16 protein-coding genes are annotated in these 20,248 nt (G+C 69.3%); 12 read left to right on the top strand and 4 right to left on the bottom strand.

Going from position 1 to position 20,248, the window contains the following annotated elements:
- The first annotated feature begins 126 nt into the window (after nucleotides 1–126).
- Nucleotides 127–1,392, top strand: coding sequence for a pyroglutamyl-peptidase I (locus FGD71_RS46555; protein ID WP_119106699.1), 1,266 nt, complete (start codon nucleotides 127–129; stop codon nucleotides 1,390–1,392).
- On the opposite strand, the gene FGD71_RS46560 is transcribed toward FGD71_RS46555, so the two are convergent.
- Together FGD71_RS46560 and FGD71_RS46565 are read right to left on the bottom strand one after the other, a co-directional pair.
- Nucleotides 1,382–2,227 (bottom strand): EI24 domain-containing protein, encoded by an 846-nt coding sequence (locus tag FGD71_RS46560; RefSeq protein ID WP_119106700.1) that lies wholly within the window; start codon nucleotides 2,225–2,227, stop codon nucleotides 1,382–1,384. The genes FGD71_RS46555 and FGD71_RS46560 overlap by 11 nt on opposite strands.
- Before the next feature lie 258 nt (nucleotides 2,228–2,485).
- Nucleotides 2,486–3,349, bottom strand: coding sequence for a hypothetical protein (locus FGD71_RS46565; protein ID WP_119106701.1), 864 nt, complete (start codon nucleotides 3,347–3,349; stop codon nucleotides 2,486–2,488).
- Nucleotides 3,350–3,557: 208 nt separating this feature from the next.
- Between FGD71_RS46565 and FGD71_RS46570 the strand changes: the two genes are divergently transcribed.
- Together FGD71_RS46570 and FGD71_RS46575 are read left to right on the top strand one after the other, a co-directional pair.
- A complete protein-coding gene (locus FGD71_RS46570; protein WP_240437108.1) occupies nucleotides 3,558–6,092 on the top strand; it encodes a M14 family zinc carboxypeptidase in 2,535 nt (844 codons plus the stop codon).
- A gap of 35 nt (nucleotides 6,093–6,127) precedes the next feature.
- On the top strand, nucleotides 6,128–7,279 hold the full coding sequence (locus FGD71_RS46575; RefSeq protein ID WP_119106702.1) for a serine hydrolase domain-containing protein: 1,152 nt from the start codon (nucleotides 6,128–6,130) through the stop codon (nucleotides 7,277–7,279).
- Here the strand turns inward: FGD71_RS46575 and FGD71_RS46580 are convergent.
- Nucleotides 7,269–8,291 carry an NADP-dependent oxidoreductase gene (locus FGD71_RS46580; protein ID WP_119106703.1) on the bottom strand — a complete coding sequence of 341 codons (1,023 nt, stop codon included), beginning with the start codon at nucleotides 8,289–8,291 and terminating at the stop codon, nucleotides 7,269–7,271. The genes FGD71_RS46575 and FGD71_RS46580 overlap by 11 nt on opposite strands.
- 106 nt (nucleotides 8,292–8,397) lie before the next feature.
- Here FGD71_RS46580 and FGD71_RS46585 point away from each other — a divergent pair, with 106 nt between their 5' ends.
- Nucleotides 8,398–8,832: a MarR family winged helix-turn-helix transcriptional regulator gene (locus FGD71_RS46585; RefSeq protein ID WP_119106704.1), complete on the top strand. Its 435-nt coding sequence runs from the start codon at nucleotides 8,398–8,400 to the stop codon at nucleotides 8,830–8,832.
- 139 nt (nucleotides 8,833–8,971) lie between these two features.
- Here the strand turns inward: FGD71_RS46585 and FGD71_RS47835 are convergent, their stop codons facing one another.
- Nucleotides 8,972–9,664 carry an SCO2400 family protein gene (locus FGD71_RS47835; RefSeq protein ID WP_420878416.1) on the bottom strand — a complete coding sequence of 231 codons (693 nt, stop codon included), beginning with the start codon at nucleotides 9,662–9,664 and terminating at the stop codon, nucleotides 8,972–8,974.
- 265 nt (nucleotides 9,665–9,929) lie between these two features.
- Here FGD71_RS47835 and FGD71_RS46600 point away from each other — a divergent pair, with 265 nt between their 5' ends.
- The 8 genes from FGD71_RS46600 (at nucleotide 9,930) to FGD71_RS46635 (ending at nucleotide 20,246) form a co-directional block, all read left to right on the top strand.
- Nucleotides 9,930–11,087, top strand: a complete 1,158-nt coding sequence (locus FGD71_RS46600) for a mandelate racemase/muconate lactonizing enzyme family protein (protein ID WP_119106707.1) — start codon at nucleotides 9,930–9,932, stop codon at nucleotides 11,085–11,087.
- On the top strand, nucleotides 11,084–12,088 hold the full coding sequence (locus FGD71_RS46605) for a zinc-dependent alcohol dehydrogenase (RefSeq protein ID WP_119106708.1): 1,005 nt from the start codon (nucleotides 11,084–11,086) through the stop codon (nucleotides 12,086–12,088). Before FGD71_RS46600 ends, FGD71_RS46605 begins: the two co-directional genes overlap by 4 nt.
- A gap of 122 nt (nucleotides 12,089–12,210) precedes the next feature.
- Nucleotides 12,211–13,179, top strand: a complete 969-nt coding sequence (locus FGD71_RS46610) for a hypothetical protein (protein ID WP_119106709.1) — start codon at nucleotides 12,211–12,213, stop codon at nucleotides 13,177–13,179.
- 148 nt (nucleotides 13,180–13,327) lie between these two features.
- Nucleotides 13,328–14,440: a multiple monosaccharide ABC transporter substrate-binding protein gene (chvE, locus tag FGD71_RS46615; protein WP_119106710.1), complete on the top strand. Its 1,113-nt coding sequence runs from the start codon at nucleotides 13,328–13,330 to the stop codon at nucleotides 14,438–14,440.
- Between the two features lie 32 nt (nucleotides 14,441–14,472).
- Nucleotides 14,473–16,023, top strand: a complete 1,551-nt coding sequence (gene mmsA, locus FGD71_RS46620) for a multiple monosaccharide ABC transporter ATP-binding protein (RefSeq protein WP_119106800.1) — start codon at nucleotides 14,473–14,475, stop codon at nucleotides 16,021–16,023.
- Nucleotides 16,020–17,264: a multiple monosaccharide ABC transporter permease gene (gene mmsB / locus FGD71_RS46625; protein WP_119106711.1), complete on the top strand. Its 1,245-nt coding sequence runs from the start codon at nucleotides 16,020–16,022 to the stop codon at nucleotides 17,262–17,264. The genes mmsA and mmsB overlap by 4 nt, the downstream gene beginning before the upstream one ends.
- Before the next feature lie 7 nt (nucleotides 17,265–17,271).
- Nucleotides 17,272–18,381, top strand: a complete 1,110-nt coding sequence (locus tag FGD71_RS46630; protein ID WP_119106712.1) for an aldose epimerase family protein — start codon at nucleotides 17,272–17,274, stop codon at nucleotides 18,379–18,381.
- Nucleotides 18,382–18,503: 122 nt separating this feature from the next.
- Nucleotides 18,504–20,246 (top strand): pyridoxal phosphate-dependent aminotransferase, encoded by a 1,743-nt coding sequence (locus FGD71_RS46635; protein WP_119106713.1) that lies wholly within the window; start codon nucleotides 18,504–18,506, stop codon nucleotides 20,244–20,246.
- Nucleotides 20,247–20,248: the final 2 nt, after the last annotated feature.

Here is a 20,248-nt window from a genome sequence, read left to right on the forward strand (position 1 = left end):
CGGCGGCGAGGATCCCGAGGGAACACTGAAGCCACCCGGGTCATGCCCCATGGCGTAGTCCCGTCCGTCACGCGATACTTCGGCCACCTCACCATGCCCTCGCGTGACGAAAGGACCTGAACTCCCTTGGTACACATACGCGTTCGGCTCGGCGCCCTCGGACTGGCACTGCTTGCGGGCTTCGCGGCCCCGCCCGCCATGGCGGCCGAGGAACCCGCGGCCGCGCTCACGGTGGAGGAACAGCGCCTCGACAAGGCGGCGCCCCAGGAGATCCTGCGCCGATCCGGATTCGACACGGTGGCACCTCGGTTCGCGAGGGCGCTGGGCAAGGCGGACTCGTACGCGCAGGCCGAGCGGGTGGTCGTACGACAGGGAGCGCGGCTGTGGCGGCAAGCGGTCGACCGCGCTCAGGGCCGGGGTCCGGTGAGTGGTGACCTGACGCGGGACGACGACCGCCCGCTGTACTGGGCGCGGCTGGGCATGACCCGCGAAGTACGCCTGTGGGAGCCGGAGTTCGGCATCACCGAGGCCCAACGCGCGGGGCTCCTCGCCTCCCTTGAGCGGAGTTCACGCGGCCAGGACTCCATCCGCTACCCGCACGGGCGAGGCCAGGCGCCCGGCAAGGGTGTCAAGCGGATCCTGGTCACCGGCTTCGACCCGTTCACGCTGGACCGCGACATCCGCATATCGAACCCCTCCGGTGCCACGGCGCTCGCTCTCGACGGCACCGTGATCGAGACGGCGGACGGCCCCGCGCGCATCGAGACGGCCGTGTTCCCGGTGCGCTGGCAGGACTTCGCGGACGGCACGGTGGAGCGCACACTTCGCCCGTACCTGCCCCGTGTCGACCTGTTCACGACGGTCAGCCAGGGACGGGTGGGCCGTTTCGACGTCGAGCGCACCAACGGTGCCTGGCGGGGCGGCTTCCCCGACAACGAGAACCTCTCGCGCACGGAGACCATCCCGGTGACCGACCCGGGCTCGCAGCCGCAGTGGACGTCGACGTCCTTGCCGTACAAGGAGATCGTGGCCGCGAGCACGGGGCGCTTCCCCGTGTACGACAACACCGCCGTGACCGAGATCCCGGCGGGCGGCACCGAGCCCGTGACACGGCCCGACGGCCCGACTCCGGGCTCGACGGCACGGGCCGGAGGCGGCGGGAACTACCTCTCCAACGAGATCGCGTACCGCGCGACGCTGCTGCGTGACCGGCTCGGCCTGCGCGGCTCGCTGCCCGGCGGGCATGTGCACACGCCGGTGCTCCAGTTCGGCACGGGGAACACGGACCCGGCGACCGGTACGGTCACGGACGCGCAGTTCGTCCAGAACCGGCTGGACATCATCGCGCAGGTGCGCTCGATCCTGACGGTGGCCGCCGGCGTCACCAAGTGACGCTGCCGGCCTGCTGCCCGTCGCCGAATTCGCCCTGCCCCGAATCTGGATGCTGCCCCTGCCCCTTCCCTTGCCCGTCACTGTCTCCGGATTCCTCGCCCAGCAGGTCGCGGGCCATCAGCGTGGCGCCCGCGACCGCGCCGGGCATCAGGAAGACGGCGACGAACGGGACGAGGAAGGCGACGGCCAGGGGTGTGCCGAAGCCCCAGATCAGGGTCTTGCGGGAGCGCAGCAGCGTGAGGCGCTCGCGGAGTTCGACACGGCGGCGCTGCATCGCGACGGCCGTCAGCTCCTCGGTGAGGAAGAACCCGGTGACGAGGAAGCCGATCACCGGAACGACGGTCTGGCCGGCGAACGGGATGAACCCGAGTCCGAAGAGCAGCACGCCCCACACCGCGGCCCTGACGACGATTCGGAGGCTGTCCCTCGCGGAGATCACCAGTTCCCGCCACAGGGGCAGTCCCGACTCGGGCGCCGTCCCGTCCGGGGAGACGTCCCGGTCGACCTTCTCGGAGAGGTTCTCGTAGAAGGGCTGGCCGATGAGGAGGGTCACGGCGGTGAAGGTGACCACGGCGAGGAGCAGGGCGAGGGCGAAGAGGACGACCGTCAGGAACCCGCGGAAGAGGCCGAGCCATGGGTCGGCCCAGCCGTCGGCGAACGGTGTGGCCCAGGTGACGAAGTCCGCGCCCCACAGGGCCAGGGCGGTCAGTGCGGCGGCATACAACACGAGGGTGATCAGCCCGGGAATCAGCCCGACCCCGAACTGCTTCCCGTGCCGGGCCACCCATCGCTGCCCCTGCACCAAGTAGCGGAACCCCAAGCCAAGATCACCCATGGGTGCAGCTTATAGGCTCCGCCTCCAAGCCCCCCGGGGCGTACCTTGGCTGCGGCTCGTTGGTGGCTGGTCGCGCAGTTCCCCGCGCCCCTGAAAGCATGGGTGCACCTACGCTTCTAGGGGCGCGGGGAACTGCGCGAGCGACCACAACCGCCCCGCAGCCGAGACACGACGTCTGGGGTCTGGGGCGAAGCCCCAGGGATGGGCCGGGTAGGGGCGCGGCGAGGGCGAGGAAACCCCGCGGTCGCCGCGCGAGCGTCACGCGGGATGGACCGCGACCACAACCCCCCGCTCCGCCGCAGGCGACACCGCCGCCGACACCCGGACGGCCACCGCCCGCGCCACCCGCCCCGCACGCGACGCGGACGCCAGAAGCACCGGCTGCAGGTGTTCCAGCCCGGACACCACAAGCTCCTCCCCGGCGACAAGAAGAGGACGGCCCGCCTTCAGCGCGGCAGCCCCCGCCTCGGTGAGGTCCGCGAGAGGCGGCAGCGTCACACGGATCACCCCCACCCCGGCGGCAGCCGCCCGTTCCGCCAGAGCCACCTGCAAGGGCAGCAGCGGAGCCAGCGCCGCCGTCAACGCGTCGGCCATGCGCTGGAGTTCGGGGGACGAGTCCCGCAGTACGTCCGCGGCGGCCCGGATCAAAGGCGCCGCGGCAAGGAGCACCCCCGCCGCCACCCCCGCCGCCGCGGGCAGCAGCGGCGACGTGGCCTCGACGAGCTCACCGAGCGCTTCCGCGGCTTCCTCCACCGCGGGCTCCACCGCGTCGAGGACAGGCAGCAAGCTGTCCCCGAGCGCCGTGAGCAACGCCTGCGCGGGCTCACTCACCGGATGCACGGCGAGCGGCGCACCGGTCGTACCGAGCCGCGTCAGCGTCTCCACGATGCGATAGAACGCCTCCTGCGCCTGCGGCGAGGCACTCGCCTCGGCCAGCTCGGCGGTGGTCTCCCGCAGCACCCTCAACACCTCGGCTCCCGAACCGTCCCTCGGATCAAAGGTGTTGACGGCGATGCGGGTGAGGTTGCCGGCGGTGTCCAGGAGCTGTCCGGTGATGTCGGTCGTGTTGCGCGCCATGCGCACGACTTCCTCGCGGCTGGGCAGGGACGGAATCGGGGACATGGAGCCTCCTCGCCTCACGCGGTGGGGTGCGGTGCGCTTGCGCTCTGCCTGCCGGTCCCGGCTCTCCGTCGCGCCGGTGCCCGCCTCCAGCATGCCCTCTCGAGGTGCGCGATCAACGGCCCTTCGGGGCATCTGTGGCACCAACGCCCTCTTGTTGCAGGGAAGTCGAACAGGTACACCTCCCCGTACCGATTCCCAGGAGGTACGCGTGCGCCTGCAGAGACCCGTCCTGTTCGCCACCGCCACAGCCACCGCGGCGGCCACGCTCTTAGCCACCCCGAACGGAGCCGCCGCCGACCCCGCTCCGCGGCCCCCGACCCGCGAGGCAGCGGACCGAACCCCCTCCGATCGAGCCGCGCGAACCGCGGAGAGTACGACCGACAGGGCTCTGGCCTCCCCCGTCACCGAACTCACCGGAGGTACCCGCGGCTACCCCCGTGAGCAGGTCCTCGCCCCGGACCCGGAGAACCCGGCGGACAAGTCCCTCAAGCTCGGCCTGACCCCGTACCACGCCATCGCCCCGAAGCTGAACGCCCTCCAACGGCTCGGCGACCGTGTCAGCGTGGAGATCGCGGGCCGCTCGGCGGGCGGCCACCGCCTCTACCTGGTCACTGTCACCGCGCCGGAGTCGGTCCGCCAGGCCCGCGCCCAGGAACGTATGCGCGATCTGATCGAGAACGCGCCCCGGGAAGCCGCCAAGGACCCGGCGATCAAGGCCGCGTACAAGACGCCCGTCTTCTTCAACAACAACATCCACGGCAACGAGTGGGAGGGCACGGACGCCGCCCTCAAGCTCATCGAGCGGCTCGCGAAGGCGAAGGACAAGGCGACCACCGGCCTTCTCGCCCGCCACCGCGTCTACTTCAACGTCACCGCGAACCCGGACGGCCGCATCGCCGGCACCCGCGCGAACGCGGGCGGCTTCGATCTGAACCGCGACTTCGTCACCGCCTCGCAGCCCGAGGTCCGCGCGATGCGGCAGATCGCCATCGACAAGCAGCCCGCGGTGATGGTCGACCTGCACGGCTACGTCAACGGCACGCTCATCGAGCCGACCACGCCCCCGCACGGCGAGAACTACGAGTACGACCTGTTCCTCAAGAACACGTACGCCAACGCCCTCGGCATGGAGTCCGCCGTCAACGGCCTCGGCTACACGCCCGAGAAGGACGGCGTCGAGCCCGCCCAGATCCCGTTCCGCGACCAGGAGGAGGGCTGGGACGACTGGCCGCCGATCTTCACCCCGCAGTACATGCCGTTCCACGGCACGATCGCGGCGCACACGGTCGAGTTCCCGATGGCGGTGAACAACGACGAGTACGACGAGCTCCCGGTGGCCGAACTGCGCCGCCGCTCGGCCATCAACGTGGACATCGCGGGCGCGGCGATGACCGCGACCCTCGACTACGCCCGGACGCACAGGACTTCACTGATCGCCGACCAGATCGAGGTCTTCCGGCGGGGCGCGACGGGCGCCGCGCAGGTGCCGGTGTCGCCCAGCACGGTGCCGGGCGTCCCGGGCATCGGCCCGGAGGACGTCTACACGGCCGACTTCCCGCGCGCGTACGTCATTCCCTCTGGGCGTGGACAGCGCTCGGCCCCTGCCGCGGGCCGGCTCGTCGACCACCTGCTCGCCAACGACGTACAAGTCCGGCGTGCGGCCAAGGACTTCGGACTGGGCGGCAAGGTGTACCCGAAGGGCTCGTACGTCATCGACATGCACCAGCCCAAACGCGGCATGGCCAATGTGATGCTGGCCGACGGCCGGGACATCAGCGACAAGGTGTCGGTCATGTACGACATCTCCGGCTGGAGTCTGGGGCGTCTGTGGGGCGCGACCGTCGAGCCCGTGCGGACCACCAGGCTCTCGGTCCCGTCCCACGCTGTCCACGAGGCGGCGCGCGTCGGCCATGTCGCCCCGGGCGGCAACCTCCGCCTGCGCCTGGACGACGCACGCGAGATCGCCGCTCTCAACTCCCTTCTGGCGGACGGGGTCGCGGTACGCCGGGCGGCCGACGGCAGTGCGATCGTGCCCGCCTCGGCGCGCGCGAAGGCGACCGCGCTCGCCAAGAAGTACGACGTCGCCTTCGACGCGACGCGGGCCACCGGCACGGCACCACTCCACCGCGTACGGGTCGCCGCAGCCGTCACACCCGGCGAACTGTTCGCGCTCCGTGAGATGAACTTCGACGTGACCGCGGTGTCGACGGCGACCCTCAACGCGGGCTTCGACTGGTCGAAGGCGGACGTCCTGTTCGCCTCGGCCGGACTGGACCACCAGGGCCTCAACGCGACCGCCAGGGCCGCCCTGGACGGCTTCCTCGCCCGCAAGGGGCTCGTCGGCCGCGGAGCCACCGGAGCGGCCCTCAACGCCGCCGCGGACCTGCTTGCCGTCAAGCCCGTCGAGGGCAACGGGGACGCCAACGGCGTGGTCCGCGTGGTCAATTCGGCCGGCGGCGTCACGGCGGGCGCGCCGGACCACAGCTTCGTCTACGCGCCCATGTGGTTCACGAACCTCGGATCCTCAGTGCGCGTGGAGCAGTCGTACGCGAGCGGGAACCCGCTGGTCTCCGGTCACTGGCGCGCTCTGGAGGACGGCACGGGCGGCCCCGCCCAGGCCGCGGGCCGGGCCTCGGTCGTCAGTGGACCGCGCGTCGTCCTGTTCGGCACGGAGCCCCTCTTCCGCGACCACCCGAAGGGGGAATTTCCACAGCTCGCACGGGCCTTGTTGACAGTGTCCTGAACACGTCCGAAGGCATTGCGAATCGAGGAGTACGGATGACCCAGGAGATCCACGGCACCGTCGCCGAAGGCTACGAAGCGGTGCGCGACGAGTTCGCGGCCGTCGTCGCCGCCGAACGCCCGGACTACGCGGGCCAGTTGAGCGCGTATGTCCAGGGGCGGCGGGTCGTGGATCTCTGGGCCGGGCCGGAGACCGACGGCGAGACGCTGTTCGGCGTCTTCTCGTCCACGAAGGGGGCGGCCCACCTGGTGGTCGCCCTGCTCGTGCAGGACGGGACTCTGGAGCTCGACCGCGAGGTGGCGTACTACTGGCCGGAGTTCGCCGCCGAGGGCAAGGGGAGGGTGACGCTGCGCGAACTGCTCGCGCACCGTGCGGGCGTGATCGGATCCGACGCCGGCTTCACCCACGACGAACTGGCCGACGACCGGGTGATCGCCGAACGGCTCGCGACCCAGCGCCCGTTCTGGCGCCCTGGCACGGCCTTCGGCTACCACGCCCTCGTGATCGGCGCGCTGACGGGCGAGGTCGTACGACGGGCCACGGGCCGTACGCTCCAGGAGCTGTACGAGGAGCGGATCCGCGCCCCGTACGGGCTCGACCTCTTCCTGGGGCTGCCCGAGGCGGAGGAGCCCCGCTACCGCTCCGTACAGCCGATGGCGCCCACGGCCGAGGAGCAGGCCGTGCTGGACTCCACGCCCAGGGGTCCGCACACGCTGGCCTCGATAGCCTTCAACGAGCATGTGCCGGGGCAAGAGTCGCTGGTGGCCCACCCCAACTCCCGTACCGTGCGCGCCAAGGGCCCCGCGTCAGCGGGCGGTGTCGCCTCCGCGCGCGGGCTCGCCGGGATGTACGCGGCGGCGATCAGCCGGGTGAACGGCCGGACGCCGCTGCTGAAGCCGGACACGATCGCGGAGGTCGGGCAGATCCACTCGGTCGGCCACGACCTGGTGGCCCGCGCCCACAAGTCGTTCGGGCTGGGCTTCCAGGCCACGGCGGACTCCTGGTACCCGTTCCTGGGCGCCGGAACGTTCGGCCACAGCGGCGCGGGCGGCTCCCAGGCCTTCGCCGACCCGCGCAGTGGCCTGGCGTACGGCTACACGCGCCGCCGCGTCGCCTTCCCGGGCGGTGCGGCTCCGGAGAACCAGCGGCTGGTGCGCGCGGTGCACACAGTGGCCGTCAGAGCTTGACGATCATCTTGCCGATGTTGTCGCCGCGCAGGACGCCGAGGAACGCCTCCAGGTTGTTCTCGATGCCCTCGACGACGGTCTCGCGGTACTTCAGCTCACCGGAGCCGACCCAGGGGCCGACTTCCCGCACGAACTCGGGCTGCAGGTCGTAGTGGTCGCTGAACAGGAAGCCCTCGATACGGCCGCGGGTCTGGATGAGGCGGGCGAGGTTCTTCGGGCCGGGGGCCGGCTCGGTGTTGTTGTAGACGGAGATCATCCCGCAGACGGCGATGCGGCCGCCCCGGTTGAGCCGGCCGATGGCGGCCTCGAGGTGGTCACCGCCCACGTTGTCGAAGTAGACGTCGACGCCGTCGGGGGCCGCCTCGCCCAGCTGCTCGCTCACGGAACCGTTCTTGTAGTTGAAGGCGGCGTCGAAGCCGTACTCCTCGACGAGGAGCTTGACCTTGTCGTCGGAACCGGCGGAGCCGATGACCCGCGAGGCGCCCTTGAGCTTGGCGATCTGCCCGACCTGGCTGCCGACGGCACCGGCGGCACCGGAGACGAACACGGAGTCGCCCTCCTGGAAGGAGGCGGTGCGCAGAAGGCCCGCGTAGGCCGTGAGACCGGTCATGCCGAGGACACCCAGGTACGTGCTCAGCGGCGCGGCGTCCGGGTCCACCTCGACGGCCTCCTGGGCGTCGACCACGGCGTACTCGCGCCAGCCGAGGAAGTGCAGGACGTGGTCGCCGACGGAGATGCCGTCGGCGTTCGAGGCGACGACCTCGCCGACGGCGCCGCCCTGCATGACCTTGCCGAGCTCGAAGGGGGCGACGTACGACTTCGCGGAGCTCATGCGGCCGCGCATGTACGGGTCCACGGAGAGGTACCGGTTACGGACCAGCACCTGACCCGGGCCGGGCTGCTCGACCTCGGCCTCGACCAGGGCGAAGTCCTCGGGCTTCGGCCAGCCGGCCGGGCGGGTGAGGAGGTGCCATTCGCGGCTGGTGGCGGGGAGCTCGGGCATGACGGTCATAACAGGCGCCTTTCCTATGTACTGGCGTGCGGATTTACTTAAGACCCTGAAACAACCATGCTCCTGAATATTTCATGCTGTCAAGTAACGGGGTACGCTGGAGTCCATGGCCTCCGTCCCACAGAAGACCCGCCCCGATCCGTTGACCCTGGAAGTCGTCGACCTCATCGGTACGGTGGTGGCTCGCTATCACGAGGAGTACGAGGGCGCTGCCGCCGAGCACGCGTTGACGGGGGCACAGGCGCGCCTTCTGAGCCTTCTCTCCCTGGAGCCGCTGCCCATGCGACGGCTCGCCCAGAAACTGAAGTGCGAGCCGTCGAACGTCACCGGCATCGTCGACCGGCTCGAGTCCCGCGGCCTCGTCGAGCGCCGCCCCGACCCAGGCGACCGCCGGGTGAAGCTCGCCGCGGTCACGGACGAGGGCCGCCGCGTCGCCCACGGCCTCCGCGACTCCCTCAACTTCGCCCGCGAGCCCCTCGCGGGCCTGTCACCCGAGGAGAGACTCGCGCTACGGGACTTGCTCCTGCGCATGCTGGAGTAGGGCTCCGCCTGGCGCCGGCGCCTCCGGCGGCTGGGCGGGTTGCGCCTGCTGCTGGTGGGTGGGGGTATGCGCCCCTTCAGGGGCGCGGGGAACTGCGCGACCAGCCACAACCGGCCCGCACCCGAAGTACGAAACCCACCTACGAGCACCACCACAAGAAGCGCGTGCACGTCTCCGAGGGCGTGGGCACCGGGGTCGTGGGGTCGTCGGCGGGCGGGCGGGAAGTCGGGGGCGCGGGAGGCTTGGAGGTCGCGGCGGGAGCCGACGGCTTCGGCGTCGGCGTCTCCTTGGCCGACGGTTCCTTGGACTTGCCGCCGTCCTTCTTCGGGGGCTTCTTCGACTCCGATGCCGAGGGAGAAGCCGAGTCGTCCGGCGAGTCGGCATCCGGCACGGAGCCCCCGTCCCCGCCACCGGACCCCGACGAACCCTCCGCCGACGCCGTGGGCGATTCGGCGGAGGCATCCTCGGCGGGCGCCGCGTTCGGCTCCGCCGGCGGAGCGTTCCCGCCGATCTCCGCGAGCCCCAGTCCGCCCGCGGCAAGCAGCAACCCCGCCCCGATCAGCAAGGCCCGCCGACGCCGACGCCGATGCAGCGCTGCCCGCCGGTCCCGCCGGCTCACCCGCGCGCCGCGCCCACGGCTCCGAGAGCGGGCCTGGCGCCCCACCGCCTCCGGCTCGTCCTCCTCGTGGACGTCGTCGTACGCGTCCGCATCCGAATCATCACGATCCGACAACGAATGCGCGTACGCACGGCACGCCTCGGCGGGTGTGCCGCACCCCGGGCAGGCGAGGGCGCCATTGAGGTGCCGTTGGCACGGGTGGCAGTAGTCCATGACGCCGGAAGGCTAAGTTCCGAACAGGTGACGTTCCTAGTCGCGGCTGTGAAAGTTGTGTAGGGAAGGCCGCGCTCCGACCGGTCGGGGCAAGGACAGTACGGACTATTCCGCGCCATCCGGCGCCCATCGCATCGAAACCGTTACGTGTTCGACCGCTCGACCCATTGACACTCCGGCCGCGACATCCTTACTGTCCGACCAGCATTTCGAACGAGTGACGAAATTTCGAACAGAGCCGAAGAGCAGCAGGGGAGCAACCGCCGTGCGCATCACGGGAATCAGCACGCACGTGGTAGGGACGCCATGGCGCAACCTGACCTACGTCCAGGTACACACCGACGAGGGTCTCACCGGCGTCGGTGAGACCCGCATGCTGGGACATACCGACGCACTGCTCGGCTATCTGCACGAGGCAGAGGCCAACCACATTCTCGGGTCGGACCCCTTCGCTGTCGAGGATCTGGTCCGCCGCATGAAGTACGGCGACTACGGGCGCGCCGGAGAGATCGTCATGTCCGGCATCGCCGTGATCGAGATGGCGTGCCTGGACATCAAGGGCAAGGCCCTCGGCGTCCCGGTCTGGCAGTTGCTCGGCGGCAAGGTCACCGACAAGGTCAAGGCCTATGCCAACGGCTGGTACACCACGGAGCGGACCCCCGAGGCGTACCACAAGGCCGCGCAGGAGGTCATCGCGCGCGGTTACCGGGCCCTCAAGATCGACCCCTTCGGTACCGGGCACTTCGAGCTCGACCACGAGGCCACCCTCTACTCCGTCTCGCTCATCGAGGCCGTACGGGACGCCATCGGGCCCGAGGCCGAGCTGATGCTGGAGATGCACGGCCGGTTCTCCCCCGCGACCGCCGTCCGCCTCGCCCACGAGCTGGCCCCGTTCAAGCCCGCGTGGCTGGAGGAGCCGGTCCCGCCGGAGAACCTCAAGGCCCTGGAGAAGGTGGCCGCGAAGGTCGACATGCCGCTCGCCACCGGTGAGCGTATTCACGATCGCATCGAGTTCCGCGAGCTCTTCGAGAGCCAGGCCGTGGACATCATTCAGCCCGACGTCGGTCACATCGGCGGTATCTGGGAGACCAGGAAGCTGGCCGCCACCGCCGAGACCCACTACATGCTCGTCGCGCCGCACAACGTCGGCGGGCCGGTCCTGACCGCCGCCTCCCTCCAGGTCGGTTTCAGCTCCCCGAACTTCAAGATCCTGGAGCACTTCAACGACTTCGCGGACGCGGAGATCAAGAAGGTGGTCAAGGGCGCGCCCCAGGTCGTCGACGGTTACTTCCACCTCTCGGACGCGCCCGGCCTCGGCGTCGAGCTGGACACGGACGCCGCCGCGGAGTTCCCGCAGCAGCAGGCCCGCTTCGACCTGTGGGCGGACGGCTGGGAGCAGCGCAAGCCGAAGGGATCGCAGTGAGCACCGAGGTCGTCATCGACGCGCCGGGCGAGCACCGGATCGTCCCGCACGAGCCGACCGCTCCGGCCGCCGGCGAGGCCCTCGTACGGGTTCACGCGAGCGGCATTTGCGGCAGCGACCGTGAGGTGTACCAGGGGCACCGGCCCGAGGGGTACGTCCGCTACCCGCTCACGCCCGGGCACGAGTGGTCCGGGACGGTCGAGGCGGTGGGCTCCGGGGTTCCGGCGTCCCTGGTCGGCCGCAAGGTGGTGGGCGAGGGCTTCCGGAACTGCCAGGTCTGCGACCGCTGCCACGCGGGCGAGACCACGCTGTGCTCGGCCGGTTACGAGGAGACGGGCTTCACCCAGCCCGGAGCGATGGCCACCACGCTCACCCTGCCGGCCCGGCTGCTCCACGTCCTCCCGGACGACGCCGACCTGACGGCGGCGGCGCTCCTGGAGCCCGCCGCCTGTATCGCGGCCGCCGCGCTCAAGGCGAACGCGCGGCCCGGTGAGCGGGTCGCGGTCGTGGGCACGGGGACGCTCGGGATGTTCGCGGTTCAGTTCCTGAAGGCGGGCTCGCCGTCGGAGCTGCTGGTGGTGGGCACCCGCCCGGACCGCGAGGAGCTCTCGAAGACCTTCGGCGCCACCGACTTCCGTACCCGGGACCAGGAGCTGCCGGACGACTTCGACGTCGTCATCGAGACCGCCGGTTCGGCGTCCGCCGCTAACACCGCCGCCTCCCTGCTCAGGCGCGGCGGGCGGCTCGTCCTCACCGGTATCCCCGCCGCGGGTGCCGACGGACTCGACCCCACTGATCTCGTCGTACGGCAGCTGGAGGTGCACACCGTGTTCGGTGCGCCGCCGGAGGCCTGGGCGCACACGGTGCGGGTGTTCGGTGCCGGCCTGCTGGATCCGCTGCCCCTGGTCACCCACGAGCTGCCGCTGGAGGAGTTCGCGCACGCCATCGAGCTGGTCGGCTCCGGCGATCCGGCGGTCGGCAAGGTCCTGATGCGGCCGTAGCGCCATCGGCGCCCGCCCCGCCCCCAAGCCGTACGCCGGTACGGAGACCCTGACACTCCGTACCGGCGTACATCCACCGACACGAACTCCGTCCGAAACATCGAACGCGAAGAAGGACAGTTGTGACCGACGCCTCCGCTACGGCAGCCCGTCGACCCGGTGAGCAGCCGCTCGCCGCGCTCGGCCTGAGCGCGCCCGACCTCTCCCCCGCCGACGCCTCGCCGCACACGTTCCCCGAGGGCGGCCGCTGGCGCACCGAGATCCCTTCGTGCGAGGGGCCGGAGGCGCTGGCCGTGGTCCTCAAGGAGGCCTCGCGGCTCGATGTGCCGATCCACCGGATCAGCCAGGGCAGCGGTGTCTGGATGCTGACCGACGCCGAGATCACCGAGATGGTCGAGGCCACCGGCGAGCGTGACATCGAGCTCTGCCTCTTCACGGGCCCGCGCGGCACCTGGGACATCGGCGGTTCGACCCGTACCGACTCCCGGGGCGGCGGTCTGCGCGCCCGTGGCCACGACGCGGTGGCCGGCTGCGTCGAGGACGCCATCAGGGCCACGGAGCTGGGCGTCAAGTGCCTGCTGGTGGCCGACGAGGGCGTGCTGTGGACCCTGCACCGCGCGCGCGAGGCCGGGATCATCCCCGCCGACACGACGCTCAAGGTCTCCGCGCTGATCGGCCCCGTCAACCCGGCCGCGTACGCCGTATACGAACAGCTCGGCGGCGACTCCATCAACGTGCCCAGCGATCTGACTCTCGATCACCTGACGGAGATCCGCAGAACCAGCGCGGCCCCCATGGACATGTACATCGAGGCCCCCGACGATCTCGGCGGTTATGTGCGGATGTACGAGGTCGCCGAGCTGATCCGGCGCGGCGCACCGCTCTACCTGAAGTTCGGTCTGTCCAAGGCTCCCGGGATCTACCCGTACGGTGCTCACATGCGGGACCTCACCCTGAGCACCGCCCGGGAGCGGGTGCGGCGTGGACGTCTCGCTCTGGACCTGCTCGCGCGGCACGGGGCGGACGGCGACATGGCTCCGCTGGGGTCGAGAATGCCCGGCAAGCTGAACCGATTCGCAATTCCCTCATAACGTTCCGGCTAAACCCTCTTCACACAAGACCACACAGCCGGACACAATCCGACACGACCTCTTTCCGGTTTTTCCTTGCTTCGCCCCCAGAGCGTCATCGCCTAGTTCAGGCAGAGCTCCACCCCCCGACTTACCAAGGAAGTTGATCATGCGCAACCGCAGAAGCGCCCTCGCCGCCATAGCCGCGACCGCCAGCCTCGCCCTCACCCTGTCCGCCTGCGGGCAGAACAGCGAGGGCGGCAGCGAGGAGAACAAGGGCGACGCCAAGGGCTCCACCGTCGGCATCGCCATGCCCACCAAGTCCTCCGAGCGGTGGATCGCCGATGGCGCCAACGTCGTCAAGGGCCTGAAGGCCAAGGGCTACAAGACGAAGCTGGTGTACGGCGAGGACGACCCGGACCAGCAGGTCTCGCAGATCGAGAACCTGATCACCCAGGGCGTCAGCGCGCTGATCATCGCCGCGATCGACAACAAGTCGCTGGACAACGTCCTCCAGCAGGCCGCCGACGCCAACATCCCGGTGATCTCCTACGACCGCCTGATCCTCGGCACCGAGAACGTCGACTACTACGCCTCGTTCGACAACGAGAAGGTCGGCGAGCTGCAGGGCGGCTACATCGTCGACAAGCTCGGCCTGAAGGACGGCAGCAAGAAGGGCCCGTTCAACGTCGAGCTCTTCGCCGGCTCGAACGACGACAACAACACCAAGTACTTCTTCCAGGGCGCGATGAACGTCCTGCAGCCGTACATCGACAAGAAGCAGCTGGTGGTCAAGTCGGGCCAGACCAAGCTGAACCAGGTCACCACCCTGCGCTGGGACGGCGGCACCGCCCAGAAGCGCATGGACGACCTGCTGACCTCCGCGTACAAGAGCGACCGCGTCGACGCGGTGCTCTCGCCGTACGACGGCATCTCCATCGGTATCCTCTCGGCGCTGAAGTCCGACGACTACGGCTCCAAGAGCAAGCCGCTGCCGATCGTCACCGGCCAGGACGCCGAGGTCGCCTCGGTGAAGTCGATCATCGCGGGCCAGCAGACGCAGACCGTCTACAAGGACACCCGCAAGCTCGCCGACGTCGCCACCAACATGGTCGACTCCGTGCTGAACGACAAGAAGCCCGAGACGAACGACACCAAGACCTACGACAACGGTGCGAAGGTCGTGCCCGCCTACCTGCTCGACCCGGTCAGCGTCGACAAGACCAACTACAAGGAGGTCGTCGTCGACTCGGGTTACATCAAGGAAAGCGACCTGAAGTAACCGCCGTTTTCTAAGGATTGGAAGGCACGACCATGGCGGGACCCGTCCTGGAAATGCGCTCGATCGTCAAGACCTTTCCCGGCGTAAAAGCGCTGTCGGACGTCACACTGACCGTCCAGCAGGGCGAGGTCCACGCCATCTGTGGGGAGAACGGCGCCGGCAAGTCGACCTTGATGAAGGTCCTCTCCGGCGTCCACCCGCACGGCACCTACGAAGGGGAGATCCTCTTCGAGGGAGAGGTCTGCAGCTTCAAGGACATCCGGGCGAGCGAGCAGCACGGCATTGTGATCATCCACCAGGAACTGGCACTGGTGCCGTTTCTCTCCATCGCGGAGAACATCTTCCTCGGCAACGAGCACGCCACGCGCGGGCTCATCAGCTGGAGCGAGACGCTGAAGCACGGGTCCGAACTGCTGCGGCGGGTCGGACTGAGCGAGCACCCCGACACCCGCGTCGCCGACATCGGCGTGGGCAAGCAGCAGCTCGTGGAGATCGCGAAGGCGCTGTCGAAGAAGGTGAAGCTGCTCATCCTGGATGAGCCGACCGCCGCCCTCAACGACGAGGACAGCGGCAAGCTCCTGGACCTCATCCTGGAGCTGAAGAAGCAGGGCATCACCTCGATCATCATCTCCCACAAGCTCAACGAGATCCGCAAGGTCGCCGACTCGGTGACGATCCTCCGCGACGGGCGCACCATCGAGACGCTCGACGTCAAGGCCGCGGAGACCACCGAGGACCGGATCATCAGCGGGATGGTCGGCCGCGACCTGGAACACCGCTTCCCGGAGCGGACGCCGCACCAACCGGAGGAGGGCGTCGCACCCGCCCTGGAGATCCGCGACTGGACCGTGCACCACCCGATCGACCAGCAGCGCAAGGTGGTCGACGATGTGTCACTCACCGTGCGGCGCGGGGAGATCGTCGGGATCGCGGGACTGATGGGCGCGGGCCGCACCGAGCTCGCGATGAGTGTCTTCGGGCGCACCTACGGCCGGTACGCGGGCGGCACGGTCCTCAAGGACGGCAAGGAGATCCGTACGAAGACCGTCCCGGAGGCGGTCAAGCACGGCATCGCGTACGTCACCGAGGACCGCAAGCACTACGGGCTCAACCTCATCGACACGATCAACCGCAACATCTCGCTGAGCTCCCTGAAGAAGGTCGCGAAGCGCGGGATCGTCGACGAGCACGAGGAGCGCCAGGTCGCCGAGGGCTTCCGCAAGTCCATGAACATCAAGGCGCCGACGGTCTTCGAGCCGGTGGGCAAGCTGTCCGGCGGCAACCAGCAGAAGGTCGTCCTCAGCAAGTGGATCTTCGCGGGTCCGGACGTGCTGATCCTGGACGAACCGACACGCGGCATCGATGTGGGTGCCAAGTTCGAGATCTACACGGTCATCGACAAGTTGGCTGCCGAGGGCAAGGCGGTCGTCTTCATCTCGTCCGAGCTGCCCGAGCTGCTCGGAATGTGCGACCGCATCTACACGATGGCCGCGGGACGGCTGACGGGTGAGTTCTCGCGGGCCGAGGCTTCTCAGGAAGCGCTGATGCGTCAGATGACGAAGGACAAAGAGGTAACACGATGAGCACGGATGTGACCGCCAAGACGCCGGCCGGCGCGCCGCCCGGCAAGAGCGGATCGGCCGCGGACGACGGTCTGCTGAAGCTGATGCTGGAAGGCATGCGCCGCAACATGCGGCAGTACGGCATGCTGATCGCGCTCGGCCTGATCGTGGCCCTGTTCGCCGTGTGGACCAACGGCGACCTGATCCTGCCTCGCAACGTCTCCAACCTCGTGCTGCAGAACAGCTACATCCTGATCCTCGCGATCGGCATGATGCTGGTCATCATCGCGGGCCATATCGACCTGTCGGTCGGCTCGCTCACCGCGTTCGTCGGATCGATCGCCGCGGTACTGATGGTCAACCACGACATGGCCTGGCCCCTGGCCGTGGTCCTGTGCCTGGTGCTGGGCGCGGCCGCGGGCGCGATGCAGGGCTTCTTCATCGCGTATCTGGGGATACCGTCCTTCATCGTCACCCTCGCCGGAATGCTGCTCTTCCGCGGTCTGACGGAGATCTTCCTGAAGGGCCAGACGCTCGGCCCGTTCCCGGACGGGCTGCAGAAGGTCTCCAACGGCTTCCTGCCCGAGGTCGGTCCGAACACCAACTACCACAACCTCACGCTGCTGCTCGGCTTCGGCCTGATCGCGTTCGTGGTGATCCAGGAGGTCCGCGACCGCAGGCGGCAGCAGGAGTTCTCCCTCGATGTGCCCCCGGTCAAGCTCTTCCTGCTCAAGCTCGTCGCGCTGATCGCCGCCCTTCTCACCGTCACGATGCTGCTCGCCAGCTACAAGGGCGCCCCGGTGGTCCTGCTGATCCTCGGCGTCCTGGTCGTCGGCTTCGGCTATGTCATGCGCAACGTCGTCATCGGCCGCCACGTGTACGCGATCGGCGGCAACCTGCCCGCGGCCAAGCTGTCCGGTGTGAAGGACAAGAAGGTCACCTTCCTGGTCTTCCTGAACATGGGCATGATGGCGGCCCTGGCGGGTCTGGTCTTCGCGGCCCGCTTCAACGCGGCCTCGCCCAAGGCCGGCCTCAACTTCGAACTGGAGGCGATCGCCGCCTCGTTCATCGGCGGTGCGTCGATGAGCGGTGGCGTCGGCACGGTCCTCGGCGCCATCATCGGCGGCCTGGTCCTGGGTGTGCTGAACAACGGCATGAACCTCGTCGGCGTCGGCACCGACTGGCAGCAGGTCATCAAGGGCCTGGTGCTGCTCGCGGCGGTCGGCTTCGACGTGTGGAACAAGCGCAAGGTCGGTTCGTAAGAAACCCATAGGTCGTACGGGGGCCCGAAAGGGCCCCCGTACGCATGTGTGCACGCCACGGGAGGCAGCCGTGAAGGAGCTCTTCGGCAAGCTCGCCGACGGGACGGAGATCCACCGCTGGTCGCTGGAGAACGGCGGGACGCGTCTGAAAGTCCTGTCGTACGGGGGGATCGCGCAGTCCCTGGAGATCCCCGACACCCGCGGCCGCCACGCGAACGTGTCCCTGGGCTTCGCCGCCATCGAGGACTACGTCGCCTCCAGCCCGTACTTCGGCGCGCTGATCGGCCGGTACGGAAACCGTATGGCCGGCGGCGCGTTCACGCTGGACGGCGAGGCGTACCGGGTGAACGTCAACGACGGCGACAACAGCCTGCACGGCGGGGCCCAGGGCTTCGACAAGCACGTCTGGGACTTGGAGGCCTTCACCTCCGGCTCGGACGTCGGCCTGATCCTGCGTCACACCAGCGCCGACGGCGAGATGGGCTACCCCGGCACGCTGCGGACCAAGGTCACGTACACCCTCACCCGGCACGGCGACTGGCGCATCGACTACGAGGCCACCACCGACAAGGCCACGGTCGTCAACCTCACCAGCCACGTGTACTGGAACCTCGCGGGCGAGGGCAACGGCTCGGTGTACGACCACGAGCTGGAGATCGCCGCGTCCCGGTACACCCCGGTCGACTCGGGCCTGATCCCCACCGGTGAGCCGGCCGAGGTCGCGGGCACCCCCTTCGACTTCCGCCGTACGAAGTCCATCGGCGAGGACATCCGCGAGGCGGACCAGCAACTGGTGTACAGCCAGGGCTTCGACCACAACTGGGTCCTGGACAAGGGCGTCACGGCGGAGCCCGAGCACATCGCGACGCTGCGCGACCCGTCATCGGGCCGCACGCTCAAGATCGCGACGACCGAGCCGGGGGTGCAGTTCTACTCCGGGAACTTCCTCGACGGCACGCTCGTCGGCACCGGCGGCCACCTCTACCGTCAGGGCGACGCGCTGTGCCTGGAGACCCAGCACTTCCCGGACTCGCCGAACCAGCCGTCGTTCCCGTCCACCGTGCTGCGGCCCGGTGAGACGTACCGCTCGACGACGATCCACTCCTTCGGCGTCTGAAACCCGATGGGGAACGTCAATCTCCTCAGTTCTCCCATGGGTTGAACACAGCCACATTTCCGTTCGTATGAAGAGGCGGCCCGCGCATCCCCATGCGGGCCGCCCCCACGGACGGAGGGTCCATGGCCGACAATGTCACCTCGCTTTTCCGCAGCGGCGCGCACAGCCCGTCGATGGCCGCGCTGGCACGCGAGAGCGGGGAGGCGGGTCCGCTGGACTTCTGCATCCCGTGCAATCCGTACTTTCCGACCCCGGCGATGTTCGACGAGCTGTCGCATCGGCTGCGCGACATCATCACCTTCTATCCCAGCAGCGCGGACACCATCACCGGCGAGCTGTGCAATCTGCTCCAACTGCCCCCGCAGTGTGTCGCCATGGGCAACGGGTCCACCGAACTCATCACCTGGATCGACCACTTACTGGTACGCGAGTCCCTCGCCATCCCCGTCCCCACCTTCGGCCGCTGGACCGACCAGCCGATGGAGACCGGCAAGCGCGTCGACATGTTCCCGCTCCAGGAGAGCAACGGCTTCGCACTCGACCCGGCCCAGTACATCCAGTTCATCCGCTCCCGGGGCAGCCGGGTCGCCGTCATCTGCAACCCGAACAACCCCGACGGCGGCTTTCTGCCGCGCCAGACGATCAACGCCTTCTGCGACGCCCTCGCCGATCTGGATCTGATCGTCATCGACGAGTCGTTCCTGGAGTTCGCCGACGCGGAGGCCGAACCGAGCGTCGTCGAGGACGCGGTGATGCGCCCCAACGTGATCGTGCTGCGCAGCCTCGGCAAGAACTTCGGTCTGCACGGCGTGCGCTTCGGCTACCTCGTGGCCAACCCGAGTCTCGCGGGCAGGATCCGCTCCATGCTGCCCAAGTGGAACCTCAACTCCTTCGCGGAGACCGTGGTGTTCATGCTCCGGGACCACGGCGCCGAGTACATGGAGAGCCTGCACCAGGTCCGCCGTGACCGGCTGGACATGGCCCGCCAGCTCTCCCAACTGCCCGGTCTGACGGTGTATCCGTCGCAGGGCAACTTCCTCTTCGTGCGCCTCCCCGTGGGCGCCGAGGGCACCGTGGTCCGGGATCGGCTGCTCACCGAGCACCGGATCCTGGTCCGCGAGTGCGGCAACAAGATCGGCTCGTCCAGTCGCTTCCTGCGGCTCGTGGTCCGGCCCCAGGTGGACGTGCGTCGCCTGGTGTCCGGCCTGGAGTCGGTTCTCTACGGGTCCAGGAGGGGAGCCGCCGTGCCCGAACCGGCTGGGGGTAACACCTACAGCTCGGGTACGGCGGCCGTGGACCGACTGGTCAGCTCGACCAACGGACAAGGAACGCAGGGGCTGGCCGCCGCGGCCCAGGCCCGGCAGCCGCAGGAGCTGACCGCGGCCCAAGCCCGGCAGGGTCAGGGGCAGGGGATGACCGCGGCCCAGGCCCGGGGGATGACGGCCCCCCAGTCCCGGGGGCAGGGAATGACCGCGGCCCAGGCCCGGGGGATGCTGCCCGCCTCGGCGCAGGGCCAGCAGCAGGCCGCCGGACTCGCACCCGCCGCCTACGGCCAGCAGCAAGCCGCCGGGCTCGCACCCGTGGCGCAAGACCAACAGCAAGCCGCCGGTTTCGCCTCCATGAACCAAGGTCAGCAGCAAGCCGGGCTGGCCCCGGTGGCCCAGGGACAGCCCGAGCAGCAACCCTGGCTGACGCCGATGTCCGCCCAGGCGCAGCAGCAGCAAGCAGCCGGGCTGACTCCCGTGGCCCAGCCAGGCCCACAGCCGATGCCCCAGGCCACCGGCTGGCCGGCGGCGGCCTCCGGACCGGGTCTGTCCCAGGGCACCGCGTGGCCGGACGCCGCGGCGGGCAACCGCGCCGGCTGACC

It is taken from the genome of Streptomyces sporangiiformans, from assembly GCF_005768555.2.
In the GTDB taxonomy this organism is placed as follows: domain Bacteria; phylum Actinomycetota; class Actinomycetes; order Streptomycetales; family Streptomycetaceae; genus Streptomyces; species Streptomyces sporangiiformans.

Excerpts from the sequence above, each read along its gene's own strand:
- FGD71_RS46580 (WP_119106703.1), bottom strand. The coding sequence starts at position 8,291 with ATGACCGTCATGCCCGAGCTCCCCGCCACCAGCCGCGAATGGCACCTC.
- FGD71_RS46575 (WP_119106702.1), top strand. The coding sequence starts at position 6,128 with ATGACCCAGGAGATCCACGGCACCGTCGCCGAAGGCTACGAAGCGGTG.
- FGD71_RS46560 (WP_119106700.1), bottom strand. The coding sequence starts at position 2,227 with ATGGGTGATCTTGGCTTGGGGTTCCGCTACTTGGTGCAGGGGCAGCGA.
- mmsA (WP_119106800.1), top strand. The coding sequence starts at position 14,473 with ATGGCGGGACCCGTCCTGGAAATGCGCTCGATCGTCAAGACCTTTCCC.
- chvE (WP_119106710.1), top strand. The coding sequence starts at position 13,328 with ATGCGCAACCGCAGAAGCGCCCTCGCCGCCATAGCCGCGACCGCCAGC.
- FGD71_RS46585 (WP_119106704.1), top strand. The coding sequence starts at position 8,398 with ATGGCCTCCGTCCCACAGAAGACCCGCCCCGATCCGTTGACCCTGGAA.
- FGD71_RS46635 (WP_119106713.1), top strand. The coding sequence starts at position 18,504 with ATGGCCGACAATGTCACCTCGCTTTTCCGCAGCGGCGCGCACAGCCCG.
- mmsB (WP_119106711.1), top strand. The coding sequence starts at position 16,020 with ATGAGCACGGATGTGACCGCCAAGACGCCGGCCGGCGCGCCGCCCGGC.
- FGD71_RS47835 (WP_420878416.1), bottom strand. The coding sequence starts at position 9,664 with ATGGACTACTGCCACCCGTGCCAACGGCACCTCAATGGCGCCCTCGCC.
- FGD71_RS46565 (WP_119106701.1), bottom strand. The coding sequence starts at position 3,349 with ATGTCCCCGATTCCGTCCCTGCCCAGCCGCGAGGAAGTCGTGCGCATG.